The organism is Acaryochloris sp. CCMEE 5410 (genome assembly GCF_000238775.2).
Classification (GTDB): domain Bacteria; phylum Cyanobacteriota; class Cyanobacteriia; order Thermosynechococcales; family Thermosynechococcaceae; genus Acaryochloris.
This window is the reverse complement of sequence record NZ_AFEJ02000002.1, coordinates 399,503-421,103: the sequence shown is the minus strand read 5'-3', so window position 1 is coordinate 421,103 and position 21,601 is coordinate 399,503. Positions and strand designations below refer to the sequence as shown.

Here is a 21,601-nt window from a genome sequence, read left to right as displayed (position 1 = left end):
ATTTGTTTATTCCTATATGGAATCTATGTGATTCCAGTATCCACATGTTGATATAGTTGCTTTTATTGCCACCTGCCATTACTTAAGGAACTGGCTGTCAATAGTATCTTGTACTTCATGATTTTCTACTGAGCTAAATGTTGTACTCTTATGTTTAAGAGGGGATAAGTGCACATTAACCGCCCTCTGCGAAAGAGACTATCCTAGTAGAGGGGCGAATCTCCCTACTCTTTAGCCATGGCAACCGATCGTTAGTCCGTTAAAGTTACGAGAAAAGGTGCAAGATCTGTGGTTTTGATGGAGATAAACGAGTTCCAAGGACGGAGATTTTATGTCCTAGTGGATGGCTTGGGGTTCCTCATCAAGGTCCCGCAAGCGTGTGTGAAAGATTTTCGCGTAGTTATGGCACTATCGCGTACGAGTTATCAGCCTATTCTCAAGTGAATCTAAGTTGGAGTATTGCTGAAGTAGCCTTAGATTAACTAGATAAATAGGCGAAGTATAACTTATCTAGTTGAGCTGCCTTGTAGGCTGCGATAGAGTCGTAAACATACGATTCAGACTTGATGATCCTCCATGAGCGATTCTGTTGCCCCTGATGTCCCTGTTATAAGAGAAGGCAAAAACCCAGCCCAACATCGAGATCGCACTACTGTAGATCGGGAAGCCCTCTCCCCGATGATGCGCCACTATGTGGACCTCAAGGATGAATACCCTCAAACCATTTTGCTGTATCGAATGGGGGATTTTTATGAGACCTTCTTTGAAGATGCTTGTACTATTGCTCAAGCCTTAGAACTGGTCCTGACTAGTAGGCAGTCTGGAAATGAGGTGGGTCGAGTGGCAATGGCAGGGATTCCCCATCATCAGCTCGATCGCTATAGTCGTTTGCTAGTGGAGAAAGGCTTTGCCGTTGCTATCTGTGATCAGATGGAGGACCCAGCCCAAGCTCAGGGGTTAGTGAAGCGGGAAGTCACTCGGGTGATTACACCTGGAACCCTGTTGGAAGAGGGGATGCTGAATGCCAGTAGTAATAACTTTCTGGCGGCGTTTGTGTTGGCGGGTAATCACTGGGGTTTGGCCTATGCGGATATCTCCACCGGGGAGTTTTTGACGACTCAGTTTAGTGAACGGGAAACTTTGGCTCAAGAATTGCTGCGGCTTCAGCCTTCGGAAGTATTGTTCCCAACGGATGCGCCCGATATTCAACAGATTTTGCGACCTGGCGAAAAGTCGGATCTACTTCCGGAAGGATTGCCGAATCAGTTTTGCTACTCGTTGCGATCGCAAACGTCATTCACTCAAGCAGAAGCCCGCCAGCGAATTCAAGAAGTCTATGGAGTGCGTTCTTTGGAAGGGCTAGGGTGCGAGCATCTCCCCTTGGCCGTACGAGCGGCGGGTGGACTATTGGCTTATCTAGAAGCCACCCAAAAAGATACCCACATTCCCCTCCAGCCCCTGGCCACGTATACCCTCAGCCAATATCTGGTGCTTGACCACCAAAGTCGGCGTAATTTAGAACTCACCCAAACCTCCCGCGATGGAACCTTTCGGGGGTCTTTGCTCTGGGCAATCGATCGCACCCGAACTGCTATGGGTAGTCGAGCCTTGCGACGATGGTTATTGCAGCCCTTACTCGATCTCAATGATATTCAAGCCCGTCAAGCTGCCATTACTGAATTATTGCCCCAAACTGGTTTTCGTAAAGAACTCCAAAACCAGCTGCAGAAAATCTACGACTTAGAACGCCTAGCAGGGCGGGCGGGCTCCGGCACTGCGAATGCCCGTGACCTGGTTGCTTTGGCAGAATCTTTGGGGCAATTAACAGAGCTATCCCACAAAGTCGCCAAGTGTGAGGCTCATTATTTGCAGGCTCTGCAAACGGTTCCTCCCATCCTCGATCAGCTGGCCCAGCGTCTGCGTGCTCATTTAGTGGAGTCTCCCCCCATCTCTTTAACGGAAGGGGGCCTTATTAAGCCGAGCGTTAATCCTGAGCTGGATCAGATGCGCCAGCAAATTGTTAGCGACCAGCAGTGGATTGCCAATTTGGAGAAGGACGAACGAGAACGCACGGGAATTTCCACCCTGAAAGTGGGGTTCAATAAAGCCTTTGGTTACTTTATTAGTATTTCTCGTGCCAAAGCCGATCAAGCCCCTGATGACTATATTCGTAAACAAACACTGACCAACGAAGAACGGTTTATTACCCCGGAGCTAAAGGAACGAGAGGCTCGGATCTTCACCGCCCAAACGGAACAGTTTCAACTGGAATATGACCTGTTTGTCACTCTTCGCACAGAAGTCGGGGAGCAGGCCAGCTTGATTCGGACGGTGGCTGCTGCCGTCTCTGCCGTTGATATTCTGGTGGGGCTGACGGAGGTTGCGGTGTATCAGGGGTACTGCTGTCCTGATATGAGCGACAGTCGCGAGATTCAAATTCTTGACGGTCGTCACCCGGTGGTAGAGCAGTCTTTGCCACCCGGATTTTTTGTCCCTAATGCGACTGAACTCGGGAGTGCGCCTTCCGCTGATTTAACGCCCCATCCCGACCTCGTTATCTTGACGGGGCCGAACGCGAGCGGTAAAAGTTGTTATCTGCGTCAGGTGGGGCTGATACAGCTGATGGCTCAAATTGGTAGCTATGTGCCAGCACAATCGGCACGGTTAGGCATTTGTGATCGCATCTTTACTCGTGTAGGAGCTGTGGATGATTTGGCTACTGGACAGTCCACATTTATGGTGGAGATGAATGAAACCGCAAATATCCTCAACCATGCCTCTTCTAAATCATTGGTTCTTCTAGATGAAATTGGTCGAGGCACCGCCACCTTTGATGGTTTGGCCATTGCCTGGTCCGTGGCTGAGCACCTTGCTACCGTTATCCAAGCCCGCACGATTTTTGCCACCCACTACCATGAGCTGAATGAGCTGGCGAGTTTGGTAGAAAATGTGGCTAACTATCAGGTGCTGGTTAAAGAACTTCCAGATCAAATTATCTTTCTGCACCAAGTTTGCCCAGGTGGGGCTAGTCGTTCCTATGGGATTGAGGCGGGACGGTTGGCCGGTTTACCCCCATCGGTGATTAAGCGAGCAAAGCAAGTGATGAAGCAGATCGAGCAGCATAGCAAAATTGCTGTGGGGCTTCGCAAAGGTAATACTCAACCGCATGCTCGTAAATCATCTGCTGAAACTGAGGCTAAAACCCAGCAGTTTGAATTACCTTTTTGAGGCTGATGAAGAGCGTGAGATTGTGGGACCCCCCCGGCCAGTCTGTAGATTTGCAGTGGTTCCATCCGATGTTGCATTCTGGGATTTATGTTTTTGGTTGGCTTAATTGATGGCAATTAACCCTTCAGCAGCCCCTGACTACACCCCAAGGCTGATCGAATTGATGCAACGATCAGGGTTTAAGAGCTTTGCCGAGCTATCCCGAACGTCAGGCCTTTCGAGAGCACATATTAACTGGATTCGACAAGGTCGCATCTTAGATTTGCGTTTGCAAAAGGTCCTCTTGTTAAGTGAGGTTTTACAAGTTGAGTTGGAGGTATTGCTGGCCACCTTTTCTCAAAATGACTCCGTGATAATACGGAGATTGCAGTCTCCGGCAGGAGAAAATCAGCTTGTCTCCGTAAATTTGCGTAGGGACTCTGACCTCTCTGCTCAGAAGCATGAAGAACTTCAGCAAAAGATGGTGCAGTTACAACAGGAATACCAGCGCCAGCAGCAGCAACTACAGACCCAGAAAGAATACCTACTAGTGGAGTACCAAAAATCCACGATTCAGGCCCTAGAGCCATTGCTATTGCAATGGCCGACTGCTGCCTATGCTGCCCGTAAAAACCCGGATGCCCCGGCGGTAAAATTGTTGCCTTTACTGAGTCCCTTAGAAAAATTATTAGCGTCTTGGGGCGTCAGTCCGATTGGTGAAGTGGGAGCTGAAACGACCTATGATCCTCAGTGGCACCAGGTTATGTCCATGACTGGACAACCCCTGAAATTAGGAGATCCAGTCCGATTTCGCTATGTGGGGTATCGGCAGGGCAAACAGCTCTTATATCGGGCAAAAGTGTCGCCTGTTTGAGATGAAATGTAGTCTAGGTGACGGTTTGTCTGTATTTTGCCCTTCTTAAAAATGAAGGGTTAGGATACTTCTAAATAATCCGTATTTTTCCTGATTTGTTTGATTTGTGATCTCGGTATTGTTTAGTTAATTCAAAAAACAAGTCTGAACCGACTTAACTGACACTATTAACAAAAGGGATCGATACATCATGAGCACAACTACTTTAGCCCACAAAGGTCAGCCCCTTATGCAGGCCATTGCCGAGGTGTATCAACGCTATCTTAGAGGAGAGATTGGTGTCCACCACTATTCCTCCTTGGTGGATGAGCTAATTGAGCAAAACGCTGCCCACACTACTGCGAATGCCCACTGACCCTCAATGGCATCTTATTCAAGCCGTCACGCCACCGCAGTGGCTGATTGCTGATATACAACGTGTTGCGCCAGAAATTTCAGGTCAATATTTAGCTCAATTACTCTGGCAGCGGGGGATTCACGACCCTCAAATGATTCCCGGATTTTTAGATCCGAATCATTACCAACCCACTTCTCCGTCTGCCTTTGGGGCAGAGATGGAGCAAGCGGTTCAGCGGCTGATACAGGCTTGCGATCGCAACCAAAAAGTAGCCATCTGGGGCGACTTCGATGCCGACGGCATCACCTCGACCGCCGTTCTCTGGGACGGACTCGGACAATTTTTTACCCAGAATCGCTTCCTCACCTACACCATTCCCAATCGCATCACAGAATCCCACGGTCTGAATCGGCCTGGAATTGAGCGATTAGCGGCGCAAGGCTATCAGCTGATCGTTACTTGTGATACGGGAAGTACTAATCTGACCGAAATTGAATATGCCAACGAGCTGGGGCTAGATGTGATCATCACGGATCACCATACCTTGCCGCTAGAACGGCCTCCAGTGACCGCTATTATTAACTCGCGGTATTTCCCCTCGGATCATCCCTTGGCCCATCTGTCTGGAGTAGCAGTGGCTTTTAAGCTGGTGGAAGCCCTTTACTTGGCGTTGCCCCAGGTTCCTCAGCAGCCCCTAGATCATCTATTAGACTTAGTGACGATTGGTCTGATTGCCGATTTGGTTGCTCTAAAAGGAGATTGTCGGTATTTGGCCCAACGGGGCATTCAGCAGCTGCAACGGCAACTCACCCAACGAACGCGCCCTGGCATAACCAAGCTCTTAGAACTGTGTAAGCGCAATGGCGATCGTCCCACCGATATTTCCTTTGGCCTTGGCCCCCGCATCAACGCGGTTAGCCGCATTCATGGCGAGGCTAGTTTTTGTGTGGAGTTACTGACCAGCAAAGATCCGGCTCGCTGTCGGCAGTTGGCAGAAGAGACTGAACTGGCCAATACCCGCCGCAAATCCCTGCAAAAAGACGTGCTGCGGCAGGTGACTCGCAAGCTTGAACAACTGGATCTGTCTACTACGTCCGTTATTGTTTTAAGTGATCCGCAGTGGCCCATTGGTGTATTGGGATTAGTCGCAGGTCAGATTGCTCAAACCTATGGCCGACCGACGATTCTTCTCTGGGAGGAAACGGTGGCGGGCAAGAGCAATGTTTGCCTTGCCCGTGGCTCAGCCCGGTCTGTAAACCAGATCGATCTCTATGAATTGGTGCATAGCCAGGCAAACCTACTGACGAGCTTCGGTGGACATCCCTTTGCCGCAGGCTTGAGTTTGCCCGTTGCCAATATTTCTTTACTGGTGGAGGGTATTAATCAGCAAGCTCGGCAGCAGCAGGCCACAGAACCCGAAGCCGTTGTTCAGGCCGATTTGGTGGTGACCTTAGCCGAATTAGCCACCGATGGGGGCCGATCACTTTTTAAGGAATTAAAGCTGTTAGAACCCTGTGGGATGGGTAATCCAGTCCCTAAGTTACTGATCCGCAACTGCTGGTTTGATCAGGTTTGGAATAAGAACATCAAAGATCGCAAGGGCAATAAGGTTCAATACATCAAAACCACCTTCTATATCTGTGATACGTCATTTGAGTCAGGGTTCCCAGGATTATGGTGGGGGCATTATAAGGAGGAGATTCCCGCTGGTCCTTGTGATGCGATTGTGGAGCTGGATTTTAATGCTTACGAAAGACGATATGAGGTCCGCCTGGAAGCAGTGCGACCTGTAGCAGAAAATCCAACCCAGACCTTGAATTCACCCATCATGGATTGGCGACAGAACCCAAATAAAGCTGAACCCAGTCCAGAGCTATTGGTGATGGATCACTGTCCCGATTCCTGGGCTACGGTTCAAAGTTGGGCAAAGCAGGCCAAAATGGCGGGTAAGACGTTAGCCGTCGCTTATCAGAGCGCTGATGCCCCTGACTCAGTGGCGGTATGGAAACAGTTGGTGGGGATGGCTAAGTACTTGGCGCGAATGAAGAGAGGCGTCAGCCGAACTTTGCTGCAAGCCAGCCTCAAGATTGGCCCTCATGCGCTGCAGGTAGGCTTGGCAAGTTTGCAGGTCTATGGTTTCACGGTGCGTGATCACAAAAACCTGATCCATATTAGCGGCAAGCCATCTGTTAGAAACTTGACGGCGGAAGAGCGTCAGCAGGCTATTCTGCAATTTGTAGATGCGGTCCGAGAAGAACAGTTTCAGCAGCAGTACTTTCAATCCGTTTCTGTGGATGTGATGGGTGGAATCATTGCTGACCAGCAGGACCCTGATGATGTGATGCCCTAGGTGCGATCGCAACTTTCCTCCCTCCACAATCAAGCTTTCCTAAATACCCTCTTATTTCTGATTCCTTTACCCATCATGCTCCGAAAACTTGTCGCAGCCCTGGCTTGGATCCCCCTATTAGCAACCCCCGGAAAACTGAAGGCTCAAGTTGCCAAGGAAGCTCCATCTCTTGTGGCTTTCCCAGATGTGGGTGTTGCGATTCTGCAGCCGTCAGGATTTGAGAAAGCAGAAAGTTTCTATGGATTTCAACAACCTTCTACGGGGGCATCGGTGATGGTGTTGGCCATTCCAGGGCCCTTTGCAGAAGTGACTCAGGGGTTTACGAAACCGGCTCTGGCAGAAAAAGGAATGACCCTGCACTCCAAGGAGTTAACTCAAGTTAAGGGGCAGTCTGGCGTCAAGGTGTACTTTTCTCAGCAAGCCAATGGCCAGGAATTTCTGAAGTGGGCGGTGCTTTTTGGTGATACCGAACGGACAAAAATGGTTGTGGCTACCGCCCCTAAGACTCATGCATCTAAACTGAGACACTCACTGCAAACGGTTCTTCAGTCTGTTGAACCGTCTCAAATGGCGGCAGCTCCCCTTCCCTTCGAGATTGAAGCGGTCGCTGACCTAGCCCAAGTCCAAGGGGTGGCAATGGGGAATACCGCCCTATTCACCCTAAATGGCACAATTCCTACTGCTACTCCGAATGATCCTATGTTTATTGTGGCGTTATCGATTGGGGAGGTATTCGTTGGGAATCGTAAAGAATATGCACGACGGCGGTTGTTGGAAACAGCCCAAACTGAAATTGAATCGGTCCAGACCACGACACCTATAACCATCGATGAGCTAGAGGGCTATGAACTGACTGCGACGGGCAAAGATCAAAAATCTCAAACTCCCTTGATGCTCTATCAGGTCATGCTTTTCCCAGACGAAGGGGGATATATTCTGATGATGGGAATGGTAGGCCAACAGCAAGTTAAGAACTATCTGCCCCAATTTAAGGCAATGGCACAAACCTTTCAGCAGTCGTTGAACTAATCAAATTCTTTCAAAAACAAGCCAATGCATAAAATTCGAGAGATTGCTGCTGATGCTCGAAAGTATTTGATTATTCTTGGCTTGGGAGTGATTTGTCTAATTGCATATCTGCTTTTTGGCACAACGATGAACAAGCTACCTGCCAGTCTTGCTCGACCACAAAGTTACGGAACCAGTTAACAACATCGAAATTCTGTTGACGACGCCACTGTAGGCCGATAGTTCGGCTTAGACTCAAATCAGTCATTGGTATGTAGGTGATATGAGTTAGATCGTCCCAAACAGGCATGATACTCATCCCTACACCTGCTTGGATCAGTGAGATAACCCATTCTTCATTATTAGAGGCATAGACCATATGAGGTATAACACCTGCTTGATCAAAGAGTTTGGGATAAAGTTGCCAGAATTCGCAGTTTAGTCGCTTGATATAGGGCTGTTCGTTTAGATCGGCTAAACAAGCACTTTTTATCTGGGCAAAAGTATGATTGCTAGGAACGGCTAGAGCTAAGGGCTGATGAAACAAGAATTGGGAGTTTTGATCATCATCCTGCTCACGCAACCAAGTTAGCGCTAAGTCAGCCTTGCCCTGCTCTAGCCAGTCCTGAAGGTCTGGAAGACACCCATTGCAAAGTTCAATAAAAACGTTGGGATATTGTTTGTGGAATTTACTAATTAACTCAGCTATGCTGTTTCCCCGGATTGAGTGCAGAGTAGCTATTCGGAGAGTTGGCTTATCCTTAAGTTGCTGTAAGTCCTGGCGCACTGACTGGTATTCTGCCACAATCGCTCGTGCCCTTTCTTGGAATAGATGCCCTGCAGGGGTCAATAGAACTGTTCGTCCTCCTCGTTCAAATAGCGTTGCATCTAATTCCTTTTCGAGCTTCTTAATTCCCGCTGAGAGCGATGGCTGCGAAACGAACAGTTGCTCAGGGGCGTAGCTAATGGATCGGGGATGCCTTAGACTTCGGAATGGTTACCCCTGGGAATAGGGAGTCAAACCGTTGATTGACCCAGGCAAGCCGCAGCATGAGTAGATGATTGAAACCATCCTCACTCCAGCGCATACCAACCCCCTTAAAGCGCTGTTGAATCAGCCACTTACAAGCACTTTCGACCATTCCTGACCCCAGCGGTATCTGTAGTTGTTCAAAGTGGCGATATTGGATGTGTCGCAGATGGCGCTGGAAATAAGCCTGTACCTGGAGCAACGTCGTAAAAGATTTGCCCGTAAACAATTGTGAGTGAATCAACATCGTCAAGGACCGCAATACTAATAGGTGTTGCCCATGTCGCAATTGGTGTCGCCAGCGCCGAAACCAGGCTTGGGCTTGAGCAGAGCGAACATCCCCAAACATCACTTTTGTTGCTCGTGCAAGATGGCCTGCTGCATGAAAAAATCGAGAACTGCCACAGCACAGTGAGAGAACAAGGTGCGGTAGACTCGCCAGAAGCCTCGCCCCCCATCACTCAACCAGATGACGCTTGGGGCCGATTCAAAGTCTTGTTTGCGGGCTTCGAGTTGCAGTAAGGGGATGAACTGGTCGATATCGCCCAATACTGCTACCAGTCTTCGACGCAGTAGTTGGGGACACTCTTTTAGCTCGGGTGAGCCGTGTTCCCAGGCGGGCTAAGATAGCGACTTTAACTTCTCGCCACTGGATTTTTCCCTTGGGGGTTTTCGGAGTGGGGCGAAAGGGCACCATCACACCGTCAGCAGCAATGGCCAAAGGCAGAGCAGACAACACCTCTGAAATCGCTTCACTAGGAGCCTGTTCACCTGATGCTTGAGCTTTGAGTTGAGCCTCTAGCTCCTGATAAGCTTTGTTGCCCATGACTTGCACCCAATTCCACAAGCTTGATGAACTGACGGATAAACCACTCCACTGACTCAGCATCCAACTGGCCAGTTCATAGGGCATAAATAGACTTAACAAGCAGCCTAGACGCACCAGTTCTTTACTGCTGTGCTGGTAAGAGGTAATCCCAATGGATTGGTCCAGAGGAGCTGATAGACTACCTGGACACCCTTTTGGACAACGACCCACCCGTCGCTTTCAGTAAATATTTCCCACCAGTGTCTGCATCTGACGAGATTCCCATCCCTTCGAGTGCAAGCGGGTTCCGCAGGTGCTACACCTAGGCCATTCAAATACTGTTTTTGCTCGCCGTGAGAGTTCATCCTCCAGAAGCCATCGAGCCAAATACAAACCCATTTGCAGAACGATATAAACCATCTGACTCAGGCTGGGTGATTCTTTGAGTGCTTCGACCTGTTCTAGAAATTCGTGATGCTCTAGTACGGTTGGCAATTGCGATGTTAGGCTCATGACAAGTTTTTGATTCGGGTACAGGATCTATTGTCCTTGACCCGTTTTTCTTTGAGCCATACATCCCCGATTCTGTGCTTACGCCCGTTGCTCAGCTGCTTTTGTAAAATTACCTACATCAGCAATGGTTAAGAAATAGCGAATTTGGTAGAGATCCATCGCGATAGATATTGTCTATAGGTTCAATCTGAAAAAACGTCTTGCTCAGACCCTGTAATTAGCTGACGATAAGAGCTATAAGCCTTTAACTACAAGAAATCAGGTATACATCAGGAGGTAATCATGGCCCATCTACTCAACCTCAATGAAGCAGGGGTTGCACTTCAAGGATATGATCCTGTGTCTTACTTTTCTAACCAGCCTGTCAAAGGGAGTGCCGAAATTTCCACGACTTATGAAGGTGCAACTTATCACTTCAGTAGCACAGCTAACAAAGCCACATTTGATGCAGCTCCCACGAAATATGCACCTCAATATGGTGGATTCTGTGCTGTGGCGGTTTCAGAGGGTAAAACCTTCCCTATTGATCCCAGCAGCTACATTGTAGACGATGACAAACTGTATCTCTTTTATAACGGTAAGCTAGGCAATACAAAACCACAGTGGGAGTCAGATGCAGCAACCCGTAAAGTCAATGCCAATCAGCACTGGCAAAACGATGATCTAAAGGTGGTTTATCCGACTGTCGATTACTAAGCTCTAATGCTCAAAATCTTGGAGATTTGTGTGGCACCTTAAAAATTTAGGTCGCGATCATAACCTGTGAGTTCTACATAGCCCTTGCCCTGAATCGACTGTTGAGATTGTGTTCCAGAAATGCCAACGGCTCCTTCCCAGTACTTTGTAGATAGCAGTAGCTCTTGGTTATTCATCATGGGTGCGACCTGTATCTCTAAATCGAGTTTGGGAACAGAAATCGCCCATTTGGACGGATACTGGGTTCGAGATTTAGGACTGGTCCATCGATCCAAGACTTGGATTTGATAATCCTCACCATTCAAATGCTGCACCTTACCATCAGAATTAACATAGGTTCCACTCGATTCTGGTAAATCAGAGCCATCAATTGAACGAAGACCATAGAGCATTAACGCTGAACTATCTTCTAATTGCAGAGAAAACCAGTCCCAACCTTGAGTCCCTTGACTCAGCGGTCGGGTGGCAAATTCGTGATCCGTCCAGCTAGAACCTGAAACCGTGAATGGTTCTCCTTCAATAACGACTGTTCCTTGGGTGGGTTGCTGCACGACAGAGTAATAGTAGGAAGCGTTCCCAGGCTCAGTGCCTTTGACAATAAAACCGTTATTACCCTGCAGAACAGGGTCTGTCAGGGATATCTGTAAGTTAAGTTCTGCTTCTGGCCCTTGAGCATGGAGCTGTAGCTGTCCTGGCTGCTCTTCCTCGACAGACCAGTCGTCCAGCCAAATACGATAAGGATTCGCCTGTGCTCCAGCCAGCTCTGCGGCACCGCGATTAAACCGCTCGATCGGGTAAAACTGTTGATTCTCAATATCGCTAAGGGTGAAGTGGGAGAAATAGACTTGATTACTGCGCCAAGCCGATCCCTGTTGATCGGCTAAACCAGGCGTAAGTCCCCGACGAAATAGGGTTAACTCATAACCAAAAGGCCGTCCAGATTCCGTTTCTAGATTTCCCGTGTAGTACCACCATTCAGTTTGGTAGTCTTCATGGGGGCCAAAGTCCTTGGGAAACGAGAGCTTGATCGGGGCAGTTGCTTTTTGAAATTCAGGAACCTCTGCGGGAGCAGCCCATTCCACCGTGCCCTGTTCCATAGACCAAGCGGGACTGCCTATTAAAAATAAGCCGAGAACAAAACTGATTACCCATCCAAGCCATCGCCGCATGATTATTCCTCCCGAATTGCGCTTGCCACCGTGACTCGACTCAATCGCCAAGCCGGATAAATCCCTGCCAGTAAAGCAGCCACAATGGCCACTAGCCAAGCCTGCCAGAAATAGCTGGGATTGAGCTGCATTTGTAGGGTCCAGCCAAAGGACCGCACATTAATCACGTAGATTAAAATCCAGGCCAGAACGTAGCCAAGGGGCATGGCCAGAAAACCCGCCACATTGCCCATGAGTCCTGTTTCCAGCAAGGTCATCCACCACAACTGTTGAGGCGTCATACCTGTGGCCCGGAGAATACCAATTTCGCGGGTGCGCTCTAGCTGCAGACTCATCAGGGCGCTCAGAACCCCGATAAAGGCCACGATCACAGCTAGTAAGCGCAGGGCTTGGGTAATAGCAAAGGTGCGATCAAAGATTTCTAGGGAGCCGTCCCGAAGGCTGCGGGTGGATTGGACCACCACGTCCGTGCGGCCTTGATATCGTTCCCTTAGATCCTCCACTACGGTATCTAGGTCAATATCGGGAGTAGTAAAGAGACCCATAGAGGCGATACCCTCGTCCCCCCAAATCTGGATAAACGGATCGTTGTCCAAAATCACCGTGCCTTGATCCGAGGAATAGTCGTAGAACACCGCCAAGACGGGGAAGGTCTGTGGACCTTGGGGACTGTCAATCGTAATTGCGGTGGGTGGATCGCTCAAGTTGGCTTTGAGGAGCAGGGCTTCGGAGACAATCACACCTTCCCCTCGATTCAAGGCAGGCCACGGATCAATGGCGTTCTGCCGCCAGGAGTAGGGGCGTTGACCGTGGGAGACGTCGCCTTCAGCGGAAATTAGTTTGATCGATCGTTCGATCTCTAAGGTCTTGTCGCCATAGGTAAAGGCAGTGACGGTAGCATCGGTATCGTTATAGGTGACCACATCATCTAGCCCTGGCCAGCGTTTTATTTCGGCTACCACGGCTGGATCGAGTTGGCCTAAGACCCGGTTGGCGTTGGTGCTGGGTGGAGTGACATAGATATCTGCCTGCAAGGTTTGATCCAACCACTGAACCACGGTAACCCGGAAAGACCCCACCATAATCGAAACGCCGACAATCACTGAGACCGCTACCATTAGAGCTGCGATCGCAACTGAAGTCCGGCTCAAAGATCGAACAATATCCCGAGGGGCCAACCGTCCCAACACTCCCAGGGACTGGGTAAGGGGCTGGACCAACTTCATCAAAGCAGCAGTAACGGGAGGCGTCAGCAAAGCGGATCCCAGGACAATGGCAAATAGCCCCGCAAAGGCCACCACTAATCCCGCTTTCAGTCGCAATAGGCCAATGCCAATCACTGTAATCACTACCCAACTGAGAAAAAGCCAGGGCAGAAGCTTTTGCACCTTATTTTCCAATGAGGAGCGCTGCAAGATGGTTTGGGGGCTAGTGCGCATGGCTTCTATGGCAGGCACCAAAGCGGCCAGCAGAGCAGAACTGATGCCAATCAGCATTCCCTTCACCAGCAAGACGGGCGGGATTGCCACCTGCTGCACACTGACCACAAAGTAAAAGTCGTTAATGGTTTGAGTAATCAGACCGACAATACTGCGGGCCAATACAATCCCTAATCCCATCCCCAGAAAAGATCCGAGAATTCCCAGAATAGCCGTTTCACCCATAATCAGGGTAAAAAGCTGTCTGGGGGTGGTGCCTAAACAGCGCAACACACCAAATAAAGGACGACGCTGAACCACGCTAAAGGTGACGGTGTTGTAGATCAAAAACATACCCACCACCAAGGCCAGTAAGCTGAGGGCCGTTAGGTTTAACCGGAAGGCTGCCGTCATCTGCCGCACGGCGTTTTTTTGAGCAGCAGCGGTTTCTAGTCTGGCATCTTCTGGTAATAGGGATGCGATCGTATCCAAGTCTCCCTCTGCTTCGGCAATCAGATCAATATGGCTAAGGTGCCCTCCCATCTGTAAAATTTCTTGAGCCGTAGCAATATCGGTAAAAATCAGGCTACTTAAGGCTCGCTGGGTGGTGGCGCTCTCCGGCTGCACCTTGCCCACTAACCGCACTGGAACTTGACGCCCCGCTAAATCGAGGGTCAGGGTATCCCCTAAATCCACCTGATAGCGTCGAGCCACATCCGTGGAAAGAACGACGGTATTGGGTTCGGTCAAAAAGGTTTGCAGTCCCGCCAACCCTACAGTTTGATTCTCCGGGGCAAAGTAATTACGGAAAGGCGGTTCTGAAAATAGATCCACACCGACAAGGCGCATGGGCTGGTTGCCCAAGTCAGGGGCCAAAACATAACCATCCACAATCGGGGCAGTTTTAGTCAGGCCCGCCTGTTGGCGAATTTGCAGATAAACGGACTCGTCAATACCCGCAGGGGCAATGGATTCAATTTGGTGGGTAGCGCGACCTGCGATCGCATCTGTAGATAATTCAAAAGCAGTTTGAGCTGAGCCATTGGCCAAGTCGATAGACACCAGCATTGCCACCCCCAAGGCCACCCCCAGCAAACAGAGAAGATATTGCAAGGAGCGCTGCTGAAACCGTCGCCAAGCCATTCGCCATAGAGGCCGATTGGAGCTTTGGGGTTCTCTTTGAGGTTCTAAGACTGCGGTCATCAGGCCGCCCCCAGTCGTGTGTCTTCCACCAGATGACCATCCTGCATCCGTACCACCCGGTCAGCCAGCTTGGCGATTTCGGGGTTATGGGTAGCCATAATCAAAGTTTTCTGAGCCGACCGGGTCAGTTCTAGCAGCAGATCCAGCACAATCTTGCCCGTTTCTTCGTCCAGATTTCCCGTGGGTTCATCGGCTAAGACCAGCATTGGGTCATGGACTAAGGCCCTGGCAATAGCCACCCGCTGCTGCTGGCCCCCCGAGAGTTTGTCAGGAAAGGCATCGCCGCGATCTTCGAGACCCACCCGCTGCAACAGTGCGATCGCCTTTTCCGATACTTCTGCCTGGGATACGCCTGCTAATTCCTGGGGCAGGGTGATATTCTCTAACACCGTCAGGGTAGGAATTAGGTTGAAAAACTGAAAGATAAAACCGATGCGATCGCGACGAAACAAGGTGCGGTCTCGTTCATTCAGTGCAGATAATTCTGTGGCGTTGATGGTGACTCTTCCATTGGTGGGTTGTTCAATGCCGCTGATCAAATTCAGGAGCGTGCTTTTACCACTGCCGCTCTGACCCAATAGGACCACAAACTCACCTGTGGCAAAGGTCGCTGTAATCTCCTGCAAGACCTGACGGTCAACCATCCCTTCTTGGAAGGCTTTACTCAGTCTCTCTAATTGGATAAAGGGTTGACTTTCGCTAGAACCCTTGTCTGAAGCCGCTTCTTGCAGGGGAGAAGATCGAGCCATCGTAAATTAACCTGAATAAGAATGAAAATCCTTTACAAAGGTTAACATTTTGAGGCAACAAGGTTGGAGAAGCGTTTGATTTCGAGAATATCTAAGTCTACTGGGGCAGATGTGTGGTGATCCAAGCGGATAACTGACGCAACGCTTGGGCTTCTCCCATGGACTTGCAGGTATTGAGGTAGTCGTAAAACAAAGCCTTGTTTATCCATGGCAGACTACGGCTCTGCTCAACTTCCTGATATTGTTCACCTTGAAGCTGATAAATCGTTAGCGATTGACCATTGAAGCGCCACAGCTCAGGCACACCCAATTGGGCATATAGCCTGTTTTTATCAATATCAGTATGGGTAATGTCTACTTCAACCACTAAATCAGGCGGTGGATCTTGGTCTAAGTCAACTTCTCGGCCCCGCACCTTGGATTCGTTTTGAATATAAAAACACTTATCAGGTTCTGCTCCCTTCTGTAGCTCATTGCGGCGTAATGTCGTGGATGCCATACTTTTGATGTCACAGCCACTATCCACAACTAAGCGTCGGATAAAGGCTCCAATGATATCGCTCGGATTTTCATGGGCTTCTAAAGGAACCATGAATTCTAGAACTCCTTCGTCATAGTGAAGTCGAACGGCTCGATGTTCGCCAAAGGCATTCAGTAATTTCTCATAAGTCTCCCAAGAAACATTACTCAGCGTTAGCCGCTGTTCAGCGGAACTTGTCTGGGTGGTTTCCGTTACAGGTAGCTGAGTTTGCATCGTCTCCAGACTCCTGATAGCTCATTGCCTTTAGTGTACATACCAAAACTCTTTGTCCGCTTCCCAAATTTAATGTTGCAAAATATATCCAAATTGCTATACTTGTTCCTTATCGCCATTCGACTGTGCCATCCGAGAAATCAAAGACAGGAAACATTATTTCGGACTTTGAGCCATCTGGTTTCTCGATGTACCAATCATCCAGTAACTCGTTGGGGAATGGTGGATCATTAATAATCCCATCTTCCGTTTTCGATTCGCGATCGATCCATTGAAGAAACTGGTAGATTTGTGGATCCATTTCTTCAGCAACGAATCTCGCACAGACCCACGGAAAATCAAACGGGTGAACCTCATTTAGAGTAGCGATAAGTTGATTTCGCCAGAGTAATCTATAAAGTGAAGTCTCCATGTCTGTAACAAGTATTCGTGTATATGAACAGCCGGATAACGAATCCTGATAACCCCCATGAATGAAAAAAATAGCCCAATTAATAAGGTGATTAGAATATCCAGTCCGTCGCATGGTTAAATCACAGACCGGAATCCACATAACATGAGAACTAGCGGCGAACATCCGATTCACACAAGGCTTAACCGTACTCCAAAGAATAACAAGCACCAAAAGTGAATCAGAAAAACTTAACCGAACTTGAATCTCGAAGTATCAATATATTTGGACGAAAAAACTTCATAGGGATTACAGCATTGTTCAACTACTTATTTCAAACTCTCAAGATGAGTTTTGAAGATTTTTTTGAGCTCATTGGGTATCCCTGGGCCAATTATATCGAGACAGTTATTTTTGTAATGAGTTAGTGCATCCTCCCAAGTACTAATATCTAAATCATCAATCATGTTTCTAGGAAGAACTACGTCTTTGAAGTTTTCATCCCAGCACGACATTGGCCCTCTAATTTCTTTCCATTTGTGCCAGTCAGGCTCAGCAAAATCCCACGGCATATCGCCACAGTCGTTATATATGGACAGGGAATGACCATCATGTGCTTCAATAAATGACTGCAAATATGGGACCAGATTTTCGATCCAATGGCCAGGGCACTTTTGTCTTAGCCCAGTTTCGAATATGGCTATTGCTTTCTCTACTTTATTCTTATTTGTAGGGGAGCCACTGTAGTTTCCACGTTTCAGATCACATGGATATTTTTCAGAAAGGTCGTCATCAGGAAACCATTTATGCAACTCTAGATATTCGTAGCAATCATTGCAGGCAATGCAAAAATCTATACTCATTCTCTGTGAACAAATCCATGCTCTGGATTATGGTTTTAACACACATAATGAATGACATCTCTAGGTAAAGATTCTAGATGCAAGAAGCGGTTATGGTGCAGAATTTTGCTCCACAACATAGACATACTGGCGATTGAGTTGTGGAACCTGAGTCCTTATACAATGAGGCCAGTTGCTGCACCAGTACTGAATGACCCCCAATCCTCGACAACTGGCTTATCAAGGCCTCAAAGCAGTCCATCGAGGAGCCTATGCAGACGTTGCCCTTAGTCGGGTGATGCCGAAAACGATAGCTGATGCTGATCGCCGCCTATTGACTGAGCTACTTTATGGTAGTGTTCGTCGCCAACGGACTCTGGATGCGCTGATTGACCAATTTGCCAAAAAGCCTGCCCACCAGCAGCCTCCTGATTTGCGCACCTTATTGCATCTGGGACTTTATCAACTGCGCTTTCTCGACCATATTCCTGATGCTGCCGCTATTTTTACCACCGTGGAGTTAGCGAAACAGAATAAACTGTCGGGATTGTCAGGGTTCGTTAATGGACTGCTCCGGCAATATACACGGGCAGCAGCCAACCTGAATGACCCTCTAGAGTTACCCCCTGATCCCATTCAGCGTCTAGGGATTTTGTATAGCTATCCTGATTGGATTGTGCAGGTTTGGCATGATCAACTTGGTTCCGAAGAGACGAAAAAGCTGTGCGACTACTGCAACCAGCCTCCCCATATCGATTTGCGGATTAATCCTCTAAAGACCGATCGTGAATCGGTGCGATCGCAACTCGCAGCAGCAGGCGTCACCACAACGCCCCTCCCCCATTTACCCCAAGCCCTCAGAATCAAAGGTAAATCCGGTCCCATTCCCCAACTGCCTGGTTTTCAGGAGGGGTTGTGGACTGTGCAAGAGGCTAGCGCTCAGCTCGTGGGGCATCTGCTGAATCCTCAACCGGGAGCCATTGCCCTGGATGTTTGTGCGGCACCCGGCGGTAAAACCACTCATATGGCGGAGTTGATGGAGAATCGTGGGGAGATTTGGGCGTGCGATCGCACCCCGTCTCGTCTACGCAAGCTAAAGCAAAATCTTCAACGCTTAGAGATCGATGCAGTCCAGATTTGGACCGGGGACAGTCGGCAACTTCCGGACCAAATCCCCTTGTCAGACTATGTGTTGGTGGATGCCCCCTGTTCAGGCTTAGGCACCTTACATCGCCATGCCGATGCCCGTTGGCGTCAAACCCCAGACAATATTCAAGACCTATCAACCCTGCAACTAGACCTACTCCTGAATAGTGCCCGTTGGGTGAAGTCAGGAGGGACACTCCTCTATTCCACTTGCACCCTCCATCCGCAAGAGAATGAAAAGATAATTGACCAATTTCTAGCGCAAATGCCCCAATGGCAAGCCCAACTGCCCATTATTGATTGGGTTTCAACTTCAGAGCCACAAAGCAATCTCAAGATATGGCCCCATCAGAAAAAAATGGATGGATTTTTCATGGCCATTCTGCAACAGGCATAGGACGAGCAAGACCATGAATGATAATCAGATTGATATTAGTTATTAGTACTTCACAAAACTAGGTTTTACGTTTAGGTCTCGAAATCTGATTTTGTGTATAATCTGCCCCATAAGTGATTTATACGCCCTTTTTCGAGCCTCAACCTCATGCTGAGAAAGCTCATATTATTGGTCTCACTATTGACCCTGACCGCCTGTCAGGGCGGTACTCAATCTACCCCTGAAGGTGTAATTCAAAGAATTTTCGATTCGGCAAAAACAAAAGACCTTCAGCAACTCAGTCCTTTGTGTGCCCCCCAGGCAGAAACCACGGCTAACATTATCTGCGAAATTTCTGAAGCTCAGCCTGACCAAAAAGAAAAGTTTGTTGATCGCTTCTTGACTGCACAAATAAGAGGAAGTACCGAATTTAGCGGTTATACGGCAACGGTAAAAGCTGTCATGCGTCCTAACCAAAAAAATTCCCTTGAATTTGAACTCATTCAGGAAAATGGCAATTGGTATTTGCAGCGTTTCCAAGAGTAGTATTGAGCCTTGCTGGACGGATTAAGCTTCTTGATTTCCACCCTGAATATTAGTGGAACCAGGTTTGAAACTGATGGGCTGGAGATCGATGACGTATGAGGGAGGGTGGGAGCGTGTCACTTTTTCAGGAGAAAAATAGAGTCAAGTTGTCGATTGAGATAGGCACAGCGATGAGCTAGGACTTTGGGGATATGTTTTTCTTGCCATTGCGCACCTGAAATCTTTGTCCTTCGGTCAATTTGCTTAACAAGCGACTCAACGGCACCAGAGCCAATGGGTATTCCCTCAGCTTGATAGTAACCATAGTTGGGAATCCGCTCTCGGTGGTCTCGCAAATACTGACAGAACCGTTTAGCCTGAGGTTTGCTCAAACCACAGAACAAATCGATGGCCTCATCAATCTTCCCTCTCCACAAAAAGGTTTCAGCTTGCTGCAGCCGTTTGAGTGACCCACCGACTTTATGTAAATTCTCCATCAAGTGGAACCAGTCTAGGATCTGCTCCTGTTGAGTTGGCAGTCTCATCTGTCGGTAAAGCTTCCAAATCCCAACATGACCATCCCCAAGACAGTAAACCCTTGCAGCAAATCTGAAGCGGTTCACCGCCAGGCAGAGGGAAGTATGGTCTTGATAGTAGGCCAAGCCAACCCTATCGCCATTGATGCGAACTGCTTTATAACCACGCCAGTGGCAGGGTTCCCCTTTTGGAGTAATCAACCGAATATTGCCCCCATCTAAGCTGAGCTGAGTGACTCCTTGCGTCAAAGAGGGTGGACTGAAGGTTTGACGATGAACGAGACGCTGCTGCGTTTGGAGCTGACTGTGATACCCGTTAAAACTGCTAGATCCTCTGATGCATGGGCATAGGAAACATTGGCACTAATACGCAGGGCGCACATCTCTAAGTAGGGGCTTAACTGACTGTTGGGCTTGACCTTGAGGGCTGTTGCTTGGGTCCGAGTGAGGTTGAGTTTGCCCAGAATGCTTTTTAAGGTCCGTCGATATTCTCCGACATCTGGCGGGCTAACTTGGTCGATAAAAAAGACCCATTTGAGGCGACACATGAGTTTGCAGTTGAGTCCGAACGGTGCATTCAATCTCTGCCAAAGTCTTCATGGGCAGAGACTGGGATTGGGAGTCTTGATACAGCAGTTCTGAAATGCGTGTGACGCAAGCATTGAATTCTTGTTCTTCTTCTGGTGTCATAGTCAATAAGAGGGATCATCTAAGATCAATTATCATTTTCCTCTCAAAGAAGTGACACGCTCCCGGGAGGGTGGCTATGCAACGGCTAGGTTCGCTATTGGGAGTATTACTGATAACGGCTTGTGCAGATCATGGGGTGCACTCAACCCCTGAAAGGGTTGTTCAAAAAGTTTTTGATGTTGCAACCTCCAAAAACTTTGAAGAATTAAGAGGGTTATGTGCTCCAGAGGCCGATCAAGGAATTCAAAAAATATGCGATCTAGCGGATGCAGAAAAGGAAGCACAGGCGCGCTTTTCTGCAGATATTTCTAAAGGAAGCTTGGCTCAGTCGCAAATCAATGGCGACAAAGCAACGGTGAGTATTAACAACGAAGACGGCAAAGAGGATGGGAAAGTTTTTCTCGTCAGAAAAGAGGGGCGTTGGTATTTGGTTAGTGGTGAATAGACTGGTAATACCAACAAATGCCACCTTCTAATTGGATGTTGCACCACGGATGAAGACAGCATTCCATTGGCCAGGATAGAAAATTTTGTGTTGCGATGGTAACTAGGGCTGAGATATCAGCTTCACCCTAGTTACCGTCCTAAAATTTGCTTACTCATCAGGCTCTATGGTGCTCGTTAAACCATGCATTTTAAGCGTTTCACAGTAGAACTCCGCATGCTCGAAGGCGCAGGTAATCACGAGGGCAATGCCATTGGTGTGAGCTTCCATCATCACGCTGACCGCTTGGGGCTGGGTTAAATTGGGGACGGTTTGTATCAGCACTTGGACGACATGTTCCATTGAGTTGAAATCGTCGTTATGGAGCAAAACACGGTACTTTGGTGCCAGCTTTCGGCCTGTAGAGCGTTTTTCAAGTGTTTCAACAGACATCGTCGTTTAGCTCAAGTAGGGATTGAATAACATCAGCAGAATTTTAAAACATCTGCAGAATTTCTGCAGTGTTCGCTTGAATCTGAACGGTATTCGACAAGG

Annotated in this window: 17 protein-coding genes and 2 pseudogenes; 9 read left to right on the top strand and 10 right to left on the bottom strand. The window is 48.5% G+C overall.

The window, feature by feature from the left end:
- Positions 1-576: 576 nt before the first annotated feature.
- From mutS to ON05_RS22780, 5 genes are all read left to right on the top strand, one after another.
- Positions 577-3,228: a DNA mismatch repair protein MutS gene (mutS, locus tag ON05_RS22800; protein WP_010467872.1), complete on the top strand. Its 2,652-nt coding sequence runs from the start codon at positions 577-579 to the stop codon at positions 3,226-3,228.
- 109 nt (positions 3,229-3,337) lie between these two features.
- Entirely contained in the window at positions 3,338-4,081 is a 744-nt protein-coding gene (locus ON05_RS22795) for a helix-turn-helix transcriptional regulator (RefSeq protein ID WP_010467870.1), read from the top strand.
- A 190-nt stretch (positions 4,082-4,271) separates the two neighbouring features.
- Positions 4,272-4,436, top strand: a complete 165-nt coding sequence (locus tag ON05_RS22790; protein WP_010467869.1) for a hypothetical protein — start codon at positions 4,272-4,274, stop codon at positions 4,434-4,436.
- A complete protein-coding gene (recJ, locus tag ON05_RS22785; protein WP_010467867.1) occupies positions 4,426-6,768 on the top strand; it encodes a single-stranded-DNA-specific exonuclease RecJ in 2,343 nt (780 codons plus the stop codon). The genes ON05_RS22790 and recJ overlap by 11 nt, the downstream gene beginning before the upstream one ends.
- Positions 6,769-7,797, top strand: a complete 1,029-nt coding sequence (locus ON05_RS22780; protein ID WP_010467865.1) for a hypothetical protein — start codon at positions 6,769-6,771, stop codon at positions 7,795-7,797. It begins immediately after the preceding gene.
- Between the two features lie 70 nt (positions 7,798-7,867).
- On the opposite strand, the gene ON05_RS22775 is transcribed toward ON05_RS22780, so the two are convergent.
- Both ON05_RS22775 and ON05_RS22770 read right to left on the bottom strand, forming a co-directional pair.
- Positions 7,868-8,722: a LysR family transcriptional regulator gene (locus ON05_RS22775; protein WP_010467863.1), complete on the bottom strand. Its 855-nt coding sequence runs from the start codon at positions 8,720-8,722 to the stop codon at positions 7,868-7,870.
- Positions 8,723-8,738: 16 nt separating this feature from the next.
- Positions 8,739-10,127, bottom strand: a pseudogene (locus ON05_RS22770) (ISKra4 family transposase).
- A gap of 282 nt (positions 10,128-10,409) precedes the next feature.
- On the opposite strand from ON05_RS22770, the gene ON05_RS22765 reads away from it, so the two are divergent.
- Positions 10,410-10,823, top strand: a complete 414-nt coding sequence (locus tag ON05_RS22765; protein ID WP_010468249.1) for a YHS domain-containing (seleno)protein — start codon at positions 10,410-10,412, stop codon at positions 10,821-10,823.
- A 38-nt stretch (positions 10,824-10,861) separates the two neighbouring features.
- Here the strand turns inward: ON05_RS22765 and ON05_RS22760 are convergent, their stop codons facing one another.
- From ON05_RS22760 to ON05_RS22735, 6 genes are all read right to left on the bottom strand, one after another.
- Positions 10,862-11,992, bottom strand: a complete 1,131-nt coding sequence (locus tag ON05_RS22760; RefSeq protein ID WP_010468251.1) for a lipocalin-like domain-containing protein — start codon at positions 11,990-11,992, stop codon at positions 10,862-10,864.
- A 2-nt stretch (positions 11,993-11,994) separates the two neighbouring features.
- Entirely contained in the window at positions 11,995-14,613 is a 2,619-nt protein-coding gene (locus ON05_RS22755; RefSeq protein WP_010468252.1) for an ABC transporter permease, read from the bottom strand.
- Entirely contained in the window at positions 14,613-15,362 is a 750-nt protein-coding gene (locus ON05_RS22750; RefSeq protein ID WP_010468254.1) for an ABC transporter ATP-binding protein, read from the bottom strand. Before ON05_RS22750 ends, ON05_RS22755 begins: the two co-directional genes overlap by 1 nt.
- A 97-nt stretch (positions 15,363-15,459) precedes the next feature.
- On the bottom strand, positions 15,460-16,116 hold the full coding sequence (locus tag ON05_RS22745; RefSeq protein ID WP_010468256.1) for a Uma2 family endonuclease: 657 nt from the start codon (positions 16,114-16,116) through the stop codon (positions 15,460-15,462).
- Between the two features lie 109 nt (positions 16,117-16,225).
- Positions 16,226-16,417 (bottom strand): hypothetical protein, encoded by a 192-nt coding sequence (locus tag ON05_RS22740; protein WP_139025579.1) that lies wholly within the window; start codon positions 16,415-16,417, stop codon positions 16,226-16,228.
- A 419-nt stretch (positions 16,418-16,836) separates the two neighbouring features.
- Positions 16,837-17,370 (bottom strand): hypothetical protein, encoded by a 534-nt coding sequence (locus tag ON05_RS22735; protein ID WP_010468260.1) that lies wholly within the window; start codon positions 17,368-17,370, stop codon positions 16,837-16,839.
- 190 nt (positions 17,371-17,560) lie between these two features.
- Between ON05_RS22735 and ON05_RS22730 the strand changes: the two genes are divergently transcribed.
- Both ON05_RS22730 and ON05_RS22725 read left to right on the top strand, forming a co-directional pair.
- Positions 17,561-18,892, top strand: a complete 1,332-nt coding sequence (locus tag ON05_RS22730; RefSeq protein ID WP_010468262.1) for a 16S rRNA (cytosine(967)-C(5))-methyltransferase — start codon at positions 17,561-17,563, stop codon at positions 18,890-18,892.
- A 180-nt stretch (positions 18,893-19,072) separates the two neighbouring features.
- Entirely contained in the window at positions 19,073-19,417 is a 345-nt protein-coding gene (locus ON05_RS22725) for a hypothetical protein (protein ID WP_262562307.1), read from the top strand.
- A gap of 116 nt (positions 19,418-19,533) precedes the next feature.
- Here the strand turns inward: ON05_RS22725 and ON05_RS22720 are convergent.
- Positions 19,534-20,622, bottom strand: a pseudogene (locus ON05_RS22720) (ISKra4-like element ISAcas2 family transposase).
- A gap of 136 nt (positions 20,623-20,758) precedes the next feature.
- Here ON05_RS22720 and ON05_RS22715 point away from each other — a divergent pair.
- Positions 20,759-21,067 (top strand): DUF4878 domain-containing protein, encoded by a 309-nt coding sequence (locus tag ON05_RS22715; protein ID WP_236618828.1) that lies wholly within the window; start codon positions 20,759-20,761, stop codon positions 21,065-21,067.
- Between the two features lie 150 nt (positions 21,068-21,217).
- On the opposite strand, the gene clpS is transcribed toward ON05_RS22715, so the two are convergent.
- Entirely contained in the window at positions 21,218-21,499 is a 282-nt protein-coding gene (clpS, locus tag ON05_RS22710) for an ATP-dependent Clp protease adapter ClpS (protein ID WP_010469247.1), read from the bottom strand.
- Positions 21,500-21,601 lie beyond the last annotated feature (102 nt).

Excerpts from the sequence above, each read along its gene's own strand:
- mutS (WP_010467872.1), top strand. The coding sequence starts at position 577 with ATGAGCGATTCTGTTGCCCCTGATGTCCCTGTTATAAGAGAAGGCAAA.
- ON05_RS22795 (WP_010467870.1), top strand. The coding sequence starts at position 3,338 with ATGGCAATTAACCCTTCAGCAGCCCCTGACTACACCCCAAGGCTGATC.
- ON05_RS22790 (WP_010467869.1), top strand. The coding sequence starts at position 4,272 with ATGAGCACAACTACTTTAGCCCACAAAGGTCAGCCCCTTATGCAGGCC.
- recJ (WP_010467867.1), top strand. The coding sequence starts at position 4,426 with ATGCCCACTGACCCTCAATGGCATCTTATTCAAGCCGTCACGCCACCG.
- ON05_RS22765 (WP_010468249.1), top strand. The coding sequence starts at position 10,410 with ATGGCCCATCTACTCAACCTCAATGAAGCAGGGGTTGCACTTCAAGGA.
- ON05_RS22760 (WP_010468251.1), bottom strand. The coding sequence starts at position 11,992 with ATGCGGCGATGGCTTGGATGGGTAATCAGTTTTGTTCTCGGCTTATTT.
- ON05_RS22755 (WP_010468252.1), bottom strand. The coding sequence starts at position 14,613 with ATGACCGCAGTCTTAGAACCTCAAAGAGAACCCCAAAGCTCCAATCGG.
- ON05_RS22750 (WP_010468254.1), bottom strand. The coding sequence starts at position 15,362 with ATGGCTCGATCTTCTCCCCTGCAAGAAGCGGCTTCAGACAAGGGTTCT.
- ON05_RS22745 (WP_010468256.1), bottom strand. The coding sequence starts at position 16,116 with ATGCAAACTCAGCTACCTGTAACGGAAACCACCCAGACAAGTTCCGCT.
- ON05_RS22740 (WP_139025579.1), bottom strand. The coding sequence starts at position 16,417 with ATGGATCCACAAATCTACCAGTTTCTTCAATGGATCGATCGCGAATCG.
- ON05_RS22735 (WP_010468260.1), bottom strand. The coding sequence starts at position 17,370 with ATGAGTATAGATTTTTGCATTGCCTGCAATGATTGCTACGAATATCTA.
- ON05_RS22730 (WP_010468262.1), top strand. The coding sequence starts at position 17,561 with ATGACCCCCAATCCTCGACAACTGGCTTATCAAGGCCTCAAAGCAGTC.
- clpS (WP_010469247.1), bottom strand. The coding sequence starts at position 21,499 with ATGTCTGTTGAAACACTTGAAAAACGCTCTACAGGCCGAAAGCTGGCA.